Genomic DNA, 15,062 nt, shown 5'->3' on the forward strand with positions numbered 1-15,062 from the left:
CTTCCGGAACGGGCGTGTTCATGCCCGTGAGTCTCGCATGCGGCGGAGCGTGGACAGGGCCGTGAGCAGCCGGTCGACGTCGTCGGCGGTGCTGTAGGGCGCGAGGCCCACGCGCACGCCGCCGTCGGCGCCGAGTCCCAGGCGCTGGGCGGCCTCGACGGCGTAGAACGATCCGGCGGGCGCGGCGACGTCGTGGGCGGCCAGGTGCCGGGTGACGTCGGCCGGCCGGTGACCCGCCACGGTGAAGAGCTGGACCGGGGACGGGCTGGCGGGACGGCCGTGCACCGTGATGCCGTCCAGGTCGGCGAGGCCGTGGTCGAGGCGCTCGGCGAGGGCGTGCTCGTGTTCCTCCAGCGCGGCGAACGACGCGGTCAGGCGCTCGCGTCGGCTGCCTCGCGCGTCGGGGTCGAGTCCGGCGAGGACGTCCACGGCGGCGCGGGCTCCGGCCAGCAACTCGTAGGGCAGGGTGCCCAGTTCGAAGCGCTCGGGCACCGCGTCGCTGGACGGCAGGAGCTTGTCCGGCCGCAGGGTGTCCAGGAGCGCGGCGCGTCCGGTGAGCACGCCCAGGTGCGGGCCGAGGAACTTGTACGGCGAACAGACGAGGGTGTCGGCGCCGAGCGCGGCGAGGTCGACCAGGGCGTGCGCCGCGTAGCCGACCGCGTCGACGTGGAACAGCGCTCCTGCGTCGTGCGTCAGGGCGGCGATCGACGGCAGGTCCGGGCGGGTGCCGACGAGGTTCGACGCGGCGGTGACGGCGACGAGGCGGGTGCGCGCGGACAGCTGCGCGGCGACGTGTTCGGGGCGCAGCTCGCCGGTGTCCGGGTCGAAGTCGGCCCACCGGACCACAGCGCCGGCCGATTCGGCGGCCTGCGTCCAGGGCCGGATGTTGGCGTCGTGGTCGAGGCGGGTCACGACGATCTCGTCGCCGGGCCGCCAGGTCCCGGCCAGCGTGCGGGACAGGTCGTAGGTGAGCTGGGTGGCGCTGCGGCCGAAGACGACGGTGTCGGGCGGGGTGCCGAGGAGGTCGCCGAGCGCGGCGCGGGCCTCGGTCACGATGCGCTCCGCGTTGCGCTCGCCCTCGTTCGTCCCTCCCCGGTTGGCCAGCGGCTCGGCCAGCGCCCCGGCGATCGCATCGATGACCGGGCGCGGGGTCTGCGTCCCGCCCGGCGAGTCGAACCGGACCGAGCCGGAGGCCAGGGCGGGTATCTGGGCGCGGATCGCTGCGACGTCGTACGGCATGGGTTCCACTCCTGTGCGGGGACGGCGGTGGGCTTCGGAACATGATCGCGGCGCCGGACCCCGCCGAGAAGGGCGGGGCCCCGCCGATAGACTCCGCGCGTGTCAGCCATGGATGAGATCCGCCGCAGCAAATACATCAGCCTCACCACCTACCGCAAGAACGGCACCGCGGTCGCGACGCCCGTCTGGCACGTGGTGCGCGACGAGCACGAACTCCTGGTCGTGACGAACGCCGACTCCTGGAAGGTGCGGCGCATCCGCGCCAACGGCGCGGTGACGGTCACCGCCTGCGACCTGCGCGGCCGGACGGCCCCGGACGCGGCCACGGTCCCGGGCACGGCCCGGCTGCTCGACGAGGCCGGCACCGAGACCGTCCGCACCCTGATCGCGAAGCGCTATCTCACGTCGCGCGTCGGGAACTGGTTCGCCCGCGTCCTGCACCTGCCGAAGAAGCCGGTCATCGGCATCTCCGTCACCGTCTGAATCACCTACGGGAGGGTGTGGCCCGCCGCGCGGAAGAGGCGGTACCACTCCTCGCGGGTGAGCGGCAGGTCCGATCCCGCGGCGGACTCGGCGACCCGGCCGGGGTTGGTGGTGCCGAGGACGACCTGCATGTTCGCCGGGTGGCGGGTGATCCAGGCGACGGCGATCCCGGTCGGCGTCACGTCGTACTTGGCGGCCAACTCGTCCAATACGGCGTTCAGTTCCCCGTGATGGTCGAGGTCGCCGATGAAGACGCCGTCGAAGAAGCCCTTCTGGAACGGCGACCACGCCTGGAGGGTCATGCCCTTGAGGCGGGAGTAGTCCAGGAGGCCGTTGTCACGGTCGACGGACTGGTCGAGTCCGGCCATGTTGGCGGCGACGCCCGAGGCGATCAACGGGCAGTGCGTGATGGACAGTTGGACCTGGTTCGCGACGAGCGGCTGACGCACCGCGGTCTTGAGCAGCTCGACCTGGCCCGGGGTGTGGTTCGAGACACCGAAGTTGACGACCTTGCCCGCCGCGTGGAGCGCGTCGAACGCCGCGGCCACCTCCTCCGGCTCGACGAGCGTGTCGGGCCGGTGCAGCAGGAGCAGGTCGAGGTAGTCGGTGCGCAGGGCGGCCAGGGACTCGTCGACGGTGCGCACGATGTGCTCGCGGGAGAAGTCGAAGTAGCCGTCGCGGATGCCGACCTTGCTCTGGATGACGATCGACTCGCGCTCGGCGGCGGAGAGTTCGACGGCCTGCCCGAAGCGTTCTTCGCAGGCGTGGCGCTCGGGGCCGTAGATGTCCGCGTGGTCGAAGACGTTGATCCCGGCGTCCCGGGCGCTGTCGTAGAGGGCGCGGATGTCCTTGTCGGGGAGTTCCGCGATGCGCATCAGGCCGAGGACGACGTTCGAGGATCGCAGTTCGGTGCCGGGGAAAGAGATCGTTTTCATGGGTCCATCCTGTCCGAGGGCGCGGAGAGTGCGCCAGTGAAGAAGGGTCAGGCGCCGTCGAGGGTGTCGAGGAGTACGTCGACGACCTCGTCGACCTCGGCGTCGGCGAGGTCGTCGAAGGCACCGGAGTGGCGGGCCAGCAGGACACCGGCGACCGCCGCGACGAGCACGTCGGCGCGCAGCCCTGGACGGTCGCGGCCCTCGCGGGCGAAGCGGGCGCGCAGCGGTTCGACGAGGCGGGCCCGCAGGGCCGCGCGGGTCGCGTCCTGCGCGGCCGGGTCGCTCAGCGGCTGGACGGCGACGCGCAGCAGCGGCACGGGGCCGCGCCGTTCCGCGCGGGCGGCGACCTCGCGCAGCCGGGGCGCGCTCAGCAGGTCGTCGGGCTGGGTGTCACCGTGCTCGGCCTTGAGGACCTCCACGTACAGGAGGGGTTTGCTGCCGAAGTAGCGGGCGATCAGGGCCGGGTCGACGCCGGCGCGCTCGCCGATCTCGCGGATCGTGGTGCGGTCGTAGCCGCGTTCGGTGAAGAGTTCGGTGGCGGCGCGCAGCAGCTCTTCGCGGCTGCGGGCCGAGTTGCGGCGCGGGGCGGGGCTTTTGGCGCTCACGGGCGGCTCGGCTCGGGGTGCGTCTCGTCTCCTGCGACGCGGACGGCGAGGGTGCCGGGGCCGGCCGCGACGACGGCCGACCGGGCACGCGTGCCGACGCGGGTGAGGACGACGGCGAGGATGCCGGTGAGGACGAACGCGGTGCAGCCCGCGAGCCCCGCGGTGCGGTAGCCGTCGTTCGAGGGGAGGGCGTCGCCGGGTGCGGTGGCGGCCTGGAGGATGACGGCGCTGAGCGCGCTGCCGGTCGAGTATCCGATGTACTTCACGACCTGATTGAAACTCATGGCGCTGCCCGTCTCCTCCGCGGGCACACCGCCGACGATCAGGCCGGGCGTGACGGCGAAGGTCACCCCGACGCCGAGCCCGGCGAGGGCCATCATCGCGCCGATCCCCCAGAGGCTGGAGCGGCCGAGCAGGAAGCAGACGAGGGCGCCGAGCGAGAGCAGGCAGCCGAGGGGCAGCATCCGGGCGGGGGTGGCGGCGCGGCCCAGCCCCCTGACCAGACGGCCGGTGATCAGGCTGGCCGCGGAGAACGGGACCAGGAGCAGCCCCGTGACGACGATGGACGCGCCGAAGCCGTACCCGGCGGAGGTGGGCGTCTGGACGTACCGGGTGACCAGCGAGATGAGCAGGTACGTGCCGACGCCGCCGACCATGGTGGTCAGGTTGGCGACGAGGACGCCCCGGTCCTTGACGAGCCGGATCCGCACCAGGGGGTGCGCGGCGTGCAGCGAGTGCACGATCCATCCGGCGAGCAGGACGACGGTCGCCGCGGCCAGGGCGAGCAGCGGCAGGGAGTTCCAGCCCCAGCGCTCCCCCTCCGCGAGCGCCATGAGGAGCGCCGCCATGCCGCCGGCGAGGAGCAGTCCGCCGGGGACGTCCATCGGGGCGGCCGGGCGGTGCGGCGGTACGGGCACGACGAGCGCGGTGGCGGCGAGTGCGGCGGCGGCCGTGGCGGCGGCGAACCAGAAGCCGGCGGACATGCCGAGGTACTCGGCGAACAGGCCGGTGATCGGGTAGCCGAGGCCGATGCCCGCGGCGGTGGTCAGGGAGAGCGTGGCCACGGCGGCCTTCGCCCGCGCGGGCGGCAGCGCGTCGCGGGCGGTCGCGATGGCGAGCGGGACGAGACCCATGCCGACGCCCTGGAGCGCCCGCCCCACGAGGAGGCAGGCGAAGCCGAGCGGAAGGGCCGCGAGGAGACTGCCCGCGAGAACGCTGACGAGGCCGGCCAGGATCACGTTCTTGCGGTGGGGGCCGTCGCCGAGGCGGCCCATGACGGGCGTGGCGACGGCCCCCACCAGCATCGTCACCGTCAGCGCCCACTGGGCGGTGGAGACGGAGACGTGGTCCTGCACGGCGATGGTCGGGATGAGCGGGGCCCCGAGGCTGCTGACGACGGCGACGAGCATGCCCAGCGAGACGAGGACGGGCACGAGGGCCCGCGGGTGGCGGAGCGCGGGCGCCGATATGGAGGGCTGCAAAGGGGGTCCCGTTCATTCCCGGTCATGCCGTCAGGGCATGTCGTCGAGCTGCATGTCATCAAGCGATGTCATTGCATGATGACATGGGTCGGGCGGCCGAGGTACCACACGGGTCCCGGGTCGGGCACGTCCAACTGCTCGAACCCCAGGCGGTCGTAGAAGGCCCGGGCCGGGGTGTTCGCCCGCACCATGCACAGATGGACGGCGGGCACGCCCTTCTGGTGCAGCGCGTCCAGCAGGGTGTCCATCAGGGCGCGGCCGTACCCCTGGCCCTGCCACGGGGGCAGCAGGTCGATGTGCAAGTGGGCGGGGAACGCGGCCAGTTCGTCGCGCACCATGCGTTCCGGGTCGTGCAGGAGCCCGATCATCTCCTCGCTGGGCGTCCGGGCCTCGCGGGTGGGGGCGGGGTAGCGCGCGGACACCCGCGGGATCCATTCGCCGCGGAAGCGCGCGGCGAAGGTCGCGGTGTCCGCGGCGCCGAGGACGTAGCCGACGGCGGCGCCGTGTCCGTCGTCGAGGACGAACGCGAAGTCCGGCTCCAGCTCCACATAGGGGTAGGCGAAGATCGTGGGCATCAGTTCCAGGTCGGGGTGGACCGCGGACGAGTCCTGGCCGTCGAGGGCGGTCTTCACGCAGATGTCGGCGAGCGCCGCGCGGTCGGAGTCCTCGTAAGGGCGGATGAAGGGTGTGGTCGTCATACGCCCCACGATCTCAGCGTGGGAGCGCTCCCGTACGGTCCTTCGTCAAAGCGAACGGCCCTTCGTCAGAGCGACCTCCCGCCCGTGCCAGCGCCTTCGGAGCCACCGGTCGTGGCTGGCGACGACGATGGCGCCCGGGCCGGGGCCGAGGGCATCCTCCAACTCGTCGCACAGCCGTGGCGAGAGGTGGTTCGTGGGCTCGTCGAGGAGCAGCAGCCGGGGCGGCCGCGCGACCAGGAGCGCGAGGGCGAGCCTGCGCCGCTGCCCCACCGACAGCCGCCCGACCTCCTTGTCGAGGTCGGCTTCATGCAGCAGGCCGAGGGAGGCGAGCGGCACGGCCTCCGCGCGTCGTGCTCCCAACTGCCGTACGTAGATGTCGCGGACGGTGCGGTCGGGCCGGTCGAACACGGTGTCCTGGTCGAGGAGCGCCACCGTCAGGCCGGGTCGCCGCCGCACTTCTCCCCCGGCCGGGAGCCGTCCGGCGAGGACGGACAGCAGGGTGGACTTGCCGCTGCCGTTGCCGCCGGTGACCAGGAGGCGATCCGTCGGGTCGATGTCGAGGCGGTCCAGGGCGAGCCGGCCCGGGACGTGGACGTCGCGCAGCGCGACCAGCGGGCCGTCGGCCTCCGGTCCTGTACGGGCCAGTGCGGCGGCGCGGAAGCGCAGGGGGCTCGGCGGCCGCCCGACCTGGGTGCGCTCCAGGTCGTCGAGCCTGCGGGTGGCGTTGCGGACCCGGCGGGAGATCTGCTGCTGGACGCGGCCGCCGCGGTGCCCGTAGCCCATCTTCTCGTTGTCGCGTCGTTCGCGGTTCGGGGCGACGGCGTGGGCGGTGGTGCCCGCCGAGTACCGCAGCGCCTCCAACTCCTCCTGTTCCTGGGCGTAGCGGCGTTCCCAGCGTTCGCGTTCGGCGCGCTTCTCGGCGAGGTAGGCGCTGTAGTTGCCGCCGTAGCGCACCGGGCCTTCGGCCGCCGGGTCGAGGTCGACGAGGTCCGTGCAGACGGCGTCGAGGAAGGCCCGGTCGTGGCTGGCGAGCACCACGACCCCGGGCAGCGCGCGCAGCTGCGCCTCCAGAAAGGCGGCGGCCTCGTCGTCGAGGTGGTTCGTGGGCTCGTCGAGGAGGAGCGCCGCGGGGCGCCGGATGAGGAGCGCGGCCAGGGCGAGGCGGCCGCGCTGGCCGCCGGAGAGGGAGCCGAGGGTGCGCTCGTGCCCGAGGGCGGCGAGGCCGAGCCCGTCGAGGACGAGGGCGGCGCGCCGGTCGGCGTCCCAGGCCTGCCGGTCCTCGGCCTGCTGAAGCCGCTCGGCGTAGGCGTCGAGCAGCGCCCGGTGGTCGGCCGACTCCTGTGCGGTGTCGGCGAGTCGAGCGGCGAGGCGCTCCAGCTCGGCGAGGTCCTCGCGCGTCTCGCGCAGGGCGTCGTCGAGGATGTCGGCGAGGGTGGCCGCCGCGTCGAAGGGCATCTCCTGGTGGAGCAGGCCCAGGTCGGCGGGGCGGGTGACGTGGCCGGAGTCGGGCCGGTCCACGCCGGCGAGCAGGCGCAGCAGGGTCGACTTGCCGACGCCGTTCTCGCCGATCAGGCCGATGCGCCGGCCGGGGGCCGCGGTGAGCGAGAAGCCGTCGACGATCCGCCGGTCCCCGAGGGTGCGGACGAGGTCGTGGGCGATGAGGGGTGCTGGGGGCATGGGGGTTCCGCCTGACGTGATCGGTGGGCGGCCCGCCGGGCGGTGTGCCTCGGACGCGGGCCTTCGACACGTCGGCGGCTCACACCTCGGGGGCCCCCGTCTCCGCGAGCCGGCCGTCGGCCAGGCGCAGCCACCGGTTGACGCCGATCTCGCGCAGGAACCGCTCGTCGTGGCTGACGACGACGAACGCCCCCTGGTAGGAGTCCAGGGCGCTCTCCAACTGGCCCGCGCTGACCAGGTCCAGGTTGTTCGTCGGTTCGTCGAGGAGCAGCAGGTGCGGGGCGGGTTCGGCGCACAGGATGCAGGCGAGGGTGGCGCGCAGCCGCTCGCCGCCGGACAGGACGTGGACGGGCAGGTGGGCGCGGTCCCCGCGGAACAGGAAGCGGGCGAGCAGGTTCATCCGCTCGGCCTCGGTGCGGTGCGGTGCGTAGGCGGCGAAGTTCTCGGCGACGGTGCGGTCCACGTCCAGGATGTCGAGGCGCTGCGAGAGGTACGCGATCCGCCCGTCGCCCCTCTTGATCGCGCCGCTGTCGGCGGTGAGGTCGCCGTTCACGAGCCTCAACAGGGTGCTCTTTCCGGCTCCGTTGGGGCCGGTGAGGGCGATGCGCTCGGGTCCGCGGATCGTCAGGTCGACGCCGTCGCCCGCGAAGACGTCCCGGTCGCCGAGCCGGACCCGCAGCCCCTCGCCGAGAAAGAGGGTGCGGCCCGCGGGGACCTTCGTCTCGGGCAGGTCGAGGGTGAGACGCTGCTCGTCGCGCAGGGAACGTCCGGCCTCGTCGAGGCGGGCCTTGGCCTCACCGACGCGGGTGGCGTGCATCTGGCCCGCGCGGCCTGCGGATTCCTGGGCGCCGCGCTTCATGTTCCCGGCGAAGATGCGGGGCAGGCCCGCGCTCTTGAGGTTCTTGGCGGCGTTGCTCTGCCGCCGCTCGGCTCGTTCGCGGGCCTGCTGCATCTCGCGCTTCTCGCGCTTGAGTTCCTGTTCGGCGTTGCGGACGTTCTTCTCGGCGACCTCCTGCTCGGCGCGTACGGCTTCCTCGTAGGCCGTGAAGTTGCCGCCGTACAGGCGCAGTTCACCGCGGTCGAGTTCGGCGATGCGCTCCATGCGGTCGAGCAGCGCGCGGTCGTGGCTGACGAGCAGGAGGGAGCCGTGGAAGGCGTCGAGGACGTCGTAGAGCTTGTGGCGGGCTTCCAGGTCGAGGTTGTTGGTGGGTTCGTCGAGGAGCAGGACGTCGGGGCGCTTCATGAGCTGCGCCGCGAGGCCCAGGGAGACGATCTGACCGCCGCTGAGCGTGTTCAGGGTGCGGTCCATGGAGAGGTCGGCGAGGCCGAGGCGGTCGAGCTGGGCGCGGGTGCGCTCCTCGATGTCCCAGTCGTCGCCGATGGTGGTGAAGTGGCGTTCGTCGACGTCGCCGGACTCGACGGCGTCGATGGCGCGGACGATGTCGGCGACGCCGAGCACCTGGGCCACGGTGAGGTCGCCGGTCAGAGGCAGCGTCTGCGGCAGGTAGCCGAGGGTGCCGGTGACGGTCAACGAGCCGCTGCGCGGCGTGAGTTCACCGGCGATCAGCTTGAGCAGGGTGCTCTTGCCGGAGCCGTTGGGGGCCACCAGGCCGGTGCGGCCCGTGCCCACGGTGAACGACAGGTCGTCGAAGACGGGGGTGTCGTCGGGCCAGGTGAAGGACAGGTTCGAGCAGACGACGGCGGCGTCGGACATGAAAGTGGGACCTCGCGCGAGGAGGGGGCAGGGAAGAGACCTCTGCCCGGGCAGACAGGGAAAAGGGTTCGACGACGGGGCCACTGCGGCGACGCTCTTCTGCGCCTGCCGGTGGCCGACCGAAGCGGGTATCACCCGCTGATGTCGTCGTCACCCACCATGTCTGTCACTCCTCGATACACGATCAACGTCCCCTCCACCCTAACAGCCGTCGCGGCGTTTCCGACGGCCCCCTGCGACGCTCCGCCCCCTCACCCGACGAGAGTGGAAGAAGATTCTAGAAAGAATTTCGAAATCCGATCCCTTCGGCGCTGATCGTGCCGCAGACTGCGGGTGCTGACGATCACTGCGGGGGACGACACTCATGACCGGCGAGCACGACGGCGGCATCGCGCCGCTGACCGCCACCGACCCGGCCCGTATCGGCCCGTACCTGCTCCTCGGCCGGCTCGGCGCCGGCGGGATGGGGCGGGTCTACCTCGCCCGTTCCGAGGCGGGGCGCACGGTCGCGGTCAAGGTGGTGCACGAGGAGCACGTCGCGGAGCCGCGGTTCAGGGCCCGCTTCAAGCGCGAGATCGCGGCAGCGCGGCGGGTCGGCGAGCGCTTCACGGCACCGGTCATCGACGCGGCGCCGGACGGCGAGTTCCCGTGGGTGGCGACCGGGTACGTGCCCGGACTCTCCCTGGAGCAGGTCGTACGGGGTCATGGCGCGCTGCCGGCCGCGTCCGTTCTCGTCCTCGCACAGGGGCTGTTGCACGCGCTTCAGGACATCCACGCGGCGGGCATCGTGCACCGTGACCTGAAGCCGTCGAACGTGATGCTGACGGCCGAGGGGCCGAAGGTGATCGACTTCGGGATCGCCCGCGCGATCGAGACGTCCGTGGAGTCGCTGCTCACGAGCACGGGCATGGTGATCGGTTCGCCGGGCTTCATGGCTCCGGAGCAGATCCGCGGGCAGGCCGCGGGCCCCGCGTGCGATGTGTTCACGCTCGGCTGCGTCCTGACGTACGCGGCGACGGGGACGCTTCCCTTCGGCCAGGGGGTGAGCAACCAGCATGCGGTGATGTACCGGATCGTCGAGGCGGAGCCCGATCTCGACGCGGTGGAGGACGCGGGCCTACGGGATCTGATCGGCCGCTGCCTGATCAAGTCGCCGGACGAACGCCCGTCCGTCGCAGCCCTGCTGGGAGACCTGGAAGGCACGTCACGGGACGATGGAGCGTGGCTTCCGGCGGAGGTGATGGGCCGTCTCGCCCGGCAGTCGGCGCGCATCCTGGAAGCGGAGGCGGCGCCGGTACGGGAGGAGACCGTCGACCGCGGCACGGTCGACCTGCGACCACGGGCGGCGGCACCCGCGGCTCAGCCTCAACGTCGGCGCAGGCGACGGGTGTTGGTGGTGTCCGTGCCGGTGGTCCTGGTCCTGGCGACGGGCGGCGGGACGGTCGCACTGCTGCAACCGTTCGGCGACGACGGCGGCACCCACGCCACTCCCCCGCCGCAGTCGGCCACCAACTCGGCTTCCCCGTCGGCGAGTTCCTCCCCGTCGGGCTCCCCCGCCAAGGGCGACAAGCACTCCCCCTCCCCCTCCCCCTCCCCTTCCCGTACGAACAAGAAGAGCGACGCGGGGAAGGACGGTTCGGACGGGAAGGACGGCCGCGACGGCGCCGACGCGGAAGGGAGTTCGGGGCCTTCGGCAGGGGGCGGCGGCTCGGCGAGCGAGGGCGGCGGCTCGGCGTCCGGAGGTGGTGGTTCGGCGTCGGGCAGCGCCGGGTCCGGGTCGTCGGACGGCGGGGGTTCGGGCGGCGGCACGGCGGGCGACGCCGCGGTTCCGGCGTCGTTCGTGGGGAGCTGGGTGTACGGCGAGGCGTACAACACCGGCCAGCCGGGGACCATCGGCATCACGTCGTCCGGCACGGTGCGGCTCTCCGACGTCCCGAACCTCTCCTGCTCGTACGAGGGTCGGGTCACCGCCACGTCGAACGGCGGCAGCCGGATCGACGTGGGCGCCTCACGGCTCGTCGGCGCCAATCCGGGCTACTGCCGCGCGACGCTCGACGCCTCGTACTACACGCTCAACGGGAGCGGCATCCAGCACAACGTCGGTCCGGCCAGCGGGGACGGCTACTACTACCGGCGGGGGTGAGCGGCGGACGTCACCGGTCGCGGCCGGTCGTACCCGTGACCCGCTCGACGAGGTCGGTCCAGCCCGCCTCGAGGCGCTCCAGCGGCATCCCGCGCTGCTGCGTCAGATAGTGGATCAGCGCGGGGTCGAGGTACCCCATGAGTGCCTGGGCGCGCAGTTCGCAGTCGGCGTCCGGGTCGATCTGCCGCAGCAGATGCGTGAGGTGGGTGACGTACAGCCGGTTCGTCGGGTGCGCGTAGCGGCGCGTCGGGTCGGGCTGCGCGGCCAGGAAGAGGTCGAGCTGCTCGGCGAAGCGGCGCAGCACCGCCACGCCGAAGGCGTGCAGCCGGTCCAGGGGCGGGGCTCCGGGACCGATCGGCGCGGGGCCGGTCATGAAGTCGGCCTGGAGCTGCTGCACGGAGTGGTCGAGGAGCGCCATGAGCAGCCCGGTGCGGTCGCCGAAGCGGCGGAAGACGGTGCCCTTGCCCACCGAGGCCGCCGCGGCGACGGCCTCCATGGTGACGCCGGCCGCTCCGTGCTCGGCGATGAGCCGGGCCGCCGCCTCCAGCAGGCGTGCGCGGTTGCGGACGGCGTCGGCCCGCAGGCCCCGCTCGTCGTCCGCCGGCCCGCCGACGTCGAGCAGCTGGGGCTGGGCTGCGGGTTCTTGCGGCGCCGGGAAAGGCGGCAGGGCGCGGGACATGAACCCAGCGTAAAGCATCACGGGAATAACTGGACCGCGGTCCGGTTAACCTGATAGAACTTTAAACGGACCTCGGTCCGCATCGCCGTAGGTTCGTGCCAGTCCGTGTGACGCCCGCGTCTCAGTCTTTGGAGTTCCCATGTCTGTCCGTATCCTCGCGCTCGTCGGCAGCCTCCGCGCCGGTTCGCACAACCGTCAGCTCGCCGAGGCGGCCGTGAAGCTCGCTCCGGAAGGTGCCGAGGTCGAGCTGTTCGAGGGACTTGCCGACATCCCCTTCTACAACGAGGACATCGACGTCGAGGGCAGCGTCCCGGCGCCGGCCGCGCGCCTGCGTGCCGCCGCGCAGGGCTCCGACGCGTTCCTGCTCTTCTCGCCCGAGTACAACGGCACGATCCCGGCCGTCCTGAAGAACGCCATCGACTGGCTGTCGCGTCCGTACGGCGCCGGCGCCTTCGGCGGCAAGCCGGTCGCCGTGGTCGGCACCGCGTTCGGCCAGTTCGGCGGCGTATGGGCGCAGGACGAGACCCGCAAGTCCGTGGGCATCGCCGGCGGCAAGGTCCTCGAGGACGTCAAGCTGTCCATCCCGGGCTCCGTGACGCGCTTCGCCGAGACCCACCCGGTCGACGACGCCGAGGTCGCCGCGCAGCTCACCGAGGTCGTCGCCCGCCTGCACGGCACCGTGGGCGAGGCGCAGGCCGCCTGACCTGTCATGCATGAGGAGGGGCCCGAGCCGTGGACGGCTCGGGCCCCTCCTCATGTGCGACCTGCGTCAGCCGGCCTGGGCCGCCCGCTTCGGCAGCTTCCAGTTCGGGCGCGGGAAGTGGCAGGTGTAGCCCTCGGGGTAACGCTCCAGGTAGTCCTGGTGCTCGGGCTCGGCCTGCCAGAAGTCGCCGAGCGGCTCGACCTCGGTGACCGCCTTGCCGGGCCACAGGCCGCTCGCGTCGACGTCCGCGATCGTGTCGAGGGCGATCGCGCGCTGCGCCTCGTCCGCGTAGTAGATCGCGGAGCGGTAGCTGCGCCCGATGTCGTTGCCCTGGCGGTCGCGGGTGCTCGGGTCGTGGATCTGGAAGAAGAACTCCAGCAGGTCCCGGTAGCTCGTGACCGAGGGGTCGAAGACGATCTCGATCGCCTCGGCATGATCCCCGTGGTCGCGGTAGGTCGCGTTCGGGGTGTCACCGCCCGAGTAGCCGACGCGCGTGGAGAGCACGCCGGGCTGCTTGCGGATCAGGTCCTGCATTCCCCAGAAGCAGCCTCCTGCCAGGACGGCCTTCTCGGTTGTCTGTGTCATACGACGCTCCCTGCACACCGGTGTAACGACGAGTACTCGCCACCACTCCCAACGCTCGCCGGGGGCGGAACATTTCAGCTGGTGGGGCGGCTCGCCCCACATTCTCCCAGGCCCGCCCCGGCCGCGACCGGGACCCCACCGACCCACCCGCTCAGGACAGCAGGCGCAGCCGTCGGGCACAGGCTCCGACGCGGACGCTCTGCCCCCAGGTCAGTTCGAGGGAGTCGGTCTCCATGCCGTCACCGAAGGCGACCAGGCGCTCGGACTCGGCGGTGAGCGTGAGGCGCGCCCCGGTCGTCAGGTCGCCGGCGCTCAGCCGGGTGCCGGTGACCGGGGACGGCCAGGGTTCGCGGACGAACCAGACCAGGCGCGGGTCCGTGGGCCCGGGGAGCCGGCCGGCCGCGCCGCGCTCCTGCCACACCGAGCGGATCCAGCCCGAGGCGCCGGTGCCGGTGCCGACCAGGACCCCGGAGGAGGCCTGGGCCTCGACGGCACCCCCGTCGCCGTCGAGGCCCAGGCGGTAGCGGGCGGTCTGGTGGCCGGCGGCGCCGACATAGATCTCGTTGAGGGCCACGAGGCGCTGGGCGTCGTCCGTGACCGCCTCGACCATGGTCAGCGCGTCGACCGGGGCGCCCGGCGCGAGCGCGGCGGGCAGCAGCCGGGGCAGGTCCGCGGTGCGGTGGCGGACGAGGACGCCCGGGTTGCGGCCGGGGTCCGCGTCGACGCCCACGACCGGCTGGTCCCCGACGTACTTCGCGGCGTTGGCGACGAGCCCGTCCTGCCCGACGACCACCACGACGTCCTGTTCGGCGAAGAGGAACCGGTCCAGGTCCGCGCGCTCCACCTGCGCCCGGCGCCAGCTCAGCGGGATGGCGGCGGCCGTCTCGGCGAGGGCGCGGCGGGCGCGGTGGTGGCGTTCGGCGACCTCGTCGACGGCGCGGCCCCGTGCGGCGAGGAAGAAGGCGGCCTGACCGTGGGTGCCGTGCCGGGCCAGCAACTCCTCGTACTCCGTGGTGCGGTGGACCACGACGGCGCGCGGCGCGAGGCTCACGCCCGGCTCCCCCGGTCGGTGCCGAGCCGTGCGAGCAGTCCGGTCAGCACGTCCGGGGAGACGGTCACGCTCTCGATGCGCGGCAGATTCTCGGCGAGCCGGGTACCGGCCAGCGCGTGCAGCGTCGCCGCGTCGGTGTCGGCGTGGACGCGCAGCCAGGCCGCCTGCGCCTGGGCGCGCGCCTCGCCGGCCTCCCGTGCGGCCTCCGCGTCGGCGCGGGCGATACGGACGGTGCGCTCCGCCTCGGCGCGGGCCCTGATCGCGTCGGCGGCGGCCTGCTCGTCGGCCTCGCGGCGGGCGTTGGCACCGCGCTGTTCGACCAACTGCTCTTCTCTGCGGGCGAGTTCGATACGGCTGGCGAGTTCGTTCTCGGCGATGGTGCGTTCGCGCTCCACGGCGACGGCCCGGCGCTCGTACGTGGCGCGGTCGGCCTCCTGCTGGATCCGCTCGCGGGCCGGAGTGCGCAGCGCGCGCTCGACCTCGGGTTCGGGGCGCAGCGCCATGATCCGTACGGCCATCACGTCCAGGCCGGTGGCGGGCAGCCGGGGGTCCTCGCCGAGCCCCGACGCGATCCGTTCACGTACCGCGGGCACACCGTCGGTCAGCGCGGCGGCGAGCGGGGTGCGCGCGAGGACGTCGAGCGCGTGCTGCTGGGCCGACTCGGTGAGCAGGGTCGCGAGCTGTTCGAGCGGCGCGCCGCGCCAGGCACCGGTGTCGGGGTCGATCGAGAAGTCCAGGTGCTGGGCGGCGGCCGCCGGGTCGGCGATCCGGTAGGTGACGGTCGCCTGCACCGCGACGTCCTGGAAGTCGGCGGTGCGGGTGTGGAACGTCATGGCCAACTCCCGGTCGTCGACCGGGACTTCGGACAGCGCCGCGACGAGCGGGCGGAACCAGAAGCTCACCCCGGGACCGTCGTGCGCGAGCCGGCCGGAGCGGTGGTGGCGCACGTGCGCCGTCGGCGCGGAGCGCAGATGACGCAGACCGAGACGCTTGGTGATGTCGGCCATGACGAACCCCCTCATGAAGCGTGACGCGTGAAGCGTGACGCGGACCATCTTTCAAGTCATAT

The 15,062-nt window shown here is 72.8% G+C and carries 14 protein-coding genes; 3 read left to right on the top strand and 11 right to left on the bottom strand.

What is annotated here, in order from left to right; genetic code table 11:
- Positions 1-18: 18 nt before the first annotated feature.
- On the bottom strand, positions 19-1,239 hold the full coding sequence (locus AB0L37_RS03935) for a cysteine desulfurase-like protein (protein WP_365499656.1): 1,221 nt from the start codon (positions 1,237-1,239) through the stop codon (positions 19-21).
- A 108-nt stretch (positions 1,240-1,347) separates the two neighbouring features.
- Here AB0L37_RS03935 and AB0L37_RS03940 point away from each other — a divergent pair, with 108 nt between their 5' ends.
- On the top strand, positions 1,348-1,722 hold the full coding sequence (locus AB0L37_RS03940; protein ID WP_365500548.1) for a PPOX class F420-dependent oxidoreductase: 375 nt from the start codon (positions 1,348-1,350) through the stop codon (positions 1,720-1,722).
- Positions 1,723-1,727: 5 nt separating this feature from the next.
- On the opposite strand, the gene AB0L37_RS03945 is transcribed toward AB0L37_RS03940, so the two are convergent.
- The 6 genes from AB0L37_RS03945 to abc-f form a co-directional block, all read right to left on the bottom strand.
- Positions 1,728-2,657, bottom strand: coding sequence for an aldo/keto reductase (locus AB0L37_RS03945; RefSeq protein ID WP_365499659.1), 930 nt, complete (start codon positions 2,655-2,657; stop codon positions 1,728-1,730).
- 47 nt (positions 2,658-2,704) lie between these two features.
- Entirely contained in the window at positions 2,705-3,262 is a 558-nt protein-coding gene (locus tag AB0L37_RS03950; RefSeq protein WP_365499661.1) for a TetR family transcriptional regulator, read from the bottom strand.
- Positions 3,259-4,743: an MFS transporter gene (locus AB0L37_RS03955; protein WP_365499664.1), complete on the bottom strand. Its 1,485-nt coding sequence runs from the start codon at positions 4,741-4,743 to the stop codon at positions 3,259-3,261. Before AB0L37_RS03955 ends, AB0L37_RS03950 begins: the two co-directional genes overlap by 4 nt.
- Before the next feature lie 68 nt (positions 4,744-4,811).
- Positions 4,812-5,441, bottom strand: coding sequence for a GNAT family N-acetyltransferase (locus tag AB0L37_RS03960; RefSeq protein ID WP_365499667.1), 630 nt, complete (start codon positions 5,439-5,441; stop codon positions 4,812-4,814).
- A 45-nt stretch (positions 5,442-5,486) separates the two neighbouring features.
- On the bottom strand, positions 5,487-7,118 hold the full coding sequence (locus tag AB0L37_RS03965) for an ABC-F family ATP-binding cassette domain-containing protein (protein ID WP_365499670.1): 1,632 nt from the start codon (positions 7,116-7,118) through the stop codon (positions 5,487-5,489).
- 79 nt (positions 7,119-7,197) lie between these two features.
- Positions 7,198-8,832, bottom strand: coding sequence for a ribosomal protection-like ABC-F family protein (gene abc-f, locus AB0L37_RS03970; protein WP_365499673.1), 1,635 nt, complete (start codon positions 8,830-8,832; stop codon positions 7,198-7,200).
- A gap of 364 nt (positions 8,833-9,196) precedes the next feature.
- Between abc-f and AB0L37_RS03975 the strand changes: the two genes are divergently transcribed.
- A complete protein-coding gene (locus AB0L37_RS03975) occupies positions 9,197-10,975 on the top strand; it encodes a serine/threonine-protein kinase (protein ID WP_365499676.1) in 1,779 nt (592 codons plus the stop codon).
- A 10-nt stretch (positions 10,976-10,985) separates the two neighbouring features.
- On the opposite strand, the gene AB0L37_RS03980 is transcribed toward AB0L37_RS03975, so the two are convergent.
- Positions 10,986-11,672 carry a helix-turn-helix domain-containing protein gene (locus AB0L37_RS03980; protein WP_365500551.1) on the bottom strand — a complete coding sequence of 229 codons (687 nt, stop codon included), beginning with the start codon at positions 11,670-11,672 and terminating at the stop codon, positions 10,986-10,988.
- Positions 11,673-11,793: 121 nt separating this feature from the next.
- Here AB0L37_RS03980 and AB0L37_RS03985 point away from each other — a divergent pair, with 121 nt between their 5' ends.
- Entirely contained in the window at positions 11,794-12,357 is a 564-nt protein-coding gene (locus AB0L37_RS03985; RefSeq protein ID WP_365499679.1) for an NAD(P)H-dependent oxidoreductase, read from the top strand.
- Between the two features lie 66 nt (positions 12,358-12,423).
- On the opposite strand, the gene msrA is transcribed toward AB0L37_RS03985, so the two are convergent.
- From msrA to AB0L37_RS04000, 3 genes are all read right to left on the bottom strand, one after another.
- On the bottom strand, positions 12,424-12,942 hold the full coding sequence (gene msrA, locus AB0L37_RS03990) for a peptide-methionine (S)-S-oxide reductase MsrA (protein ID WP_365499682.1): 519 nt from the start codon (positions 12,940-12,942) through the stop codon (positions 12,424-12,426).
- Positions 12,943-13,093: 151 nt separating this feature from the next.
- Positions 13,094-13,993 (bottom strand): hypothetical protein, encoded by a 900-nt coding sequence (locus tag AB0L37_RS03995; protein ID WP_365499685.1) that lies wholly within the window; start codon positions 13,991-13,993, stop codon positions 13,094-13,096.
- The gene (locus AB0L37_RS04000) at positions 13,990-15,000 is read right to left on the bottom strand and encodes an SPFH domain-containing protein (RefSeq protein WP_365499688.1); all 1,011 of its coding nucleotides are present in this window, start codon (positions 14,998-15,000) and stop codon (positions 13,990-13,992) included. Before AB0L37_RS04000 ends, AB0L37_RS03995 begins: the two co-directional genes overlap by 4 nt.
- Between the last annotated feature and the right edge of the window lie 62 nt (positions 15,001-15,062).

It is taken from the genome of Streptomyces sp. NPDC052225, from assembly GCF_040679615.1.
Classification (GTDB): Bacteria; Actinomycetota; Actinomycetes; order Streptomycetales; family Streptomycetaceae; genus Streptomyces.

What these genes read in the sequence shown, in the direction of transcription:
- AB0L37_RS03935 (WP_365499656.1), bottom strand. Translation starts at nt 1,239, where the DNA reads ATGCCGTACGACGTCGCAGCGATCCGCGCCCAGATACCCGCCCTGGCC.
- AB0L37_RS03940 (WP_365500548.1), top strand. Translation starts at nt 1,348, where the DNA reads ATGGATGAGATCCGCCGCAGCAAATACATCAGCCTCACCACCTACCGC.
- AB0L37_RS03945 (WP_365499659.1), bottom strand. Translation starts at nt 2,657, where the DNA reads ATGAAAACGATCTCTTTCCCCGGCACCGAACTGCGATCCTCGAACGTC.
- AB0L37_RS03960 (WP_365499667.1), bottom strand. Translation starts at nt 5,441, where the DNA reads ATGACGACCACACCCTTCATCCGCCCTTACGAGGACTCCGACCGCGCG.
- AB0L37_RS03965 (WP_365499670.1), bottom strand. Translation starts at nt 7,118, where the DNA reads ATGCCCCCAGCACCCCTCATCGCCCACGACCTCGTCCGCACCCTCGGG.
- abc-f (WP_365499673.1), bottom strand. Translation starts at nt 8,832, where the DNA reads ATGTCCGACGCCGCCGTCGTCTGCTCGAACCTGTCCTTCACCTGGCCC.
- AB0L37_RS03975 (WP_365499676.1), top strand. Translation starts at nt 9,197, where the DNA reads ATGACCGGCGAGCACGACGGCGGCATCGCGCCGCTGACCGCCACCGAC.
- AB0L37_RS03980 (WP_365500551.1), bottom strand. Translation starts at nt 11,672, where the DNA reads ATGCTTTACGCTGGGTTCATGTCCCGCGCCCTGCCGCCTTTCCCGGCG.
- AB0L37_RS03985 (WP_365499679.1), top strand. Translation starts at nt 11,794, where the DNA reads ATGTCTGTCCGTATCCTCGCGCTCGTCGGCAGCCTCCGCGCCGGTTCG.
- msrA (WP_365499682.1), bottom strand. Translation starts at nt 12,942, where the DNA reads ATGACACAGACAACCGAGAAGGCCGTCCTGGCAGGAGGCTGCTTCTGG.
- AB0L37_RS04000 (WP_365499688.1), bottom strand. Translation starts at nt 15,000, where the DNA reads ATGGCCGACATCACCAAGCGTCTCGGTCTGCGTCATCTGCGCTCCGCG.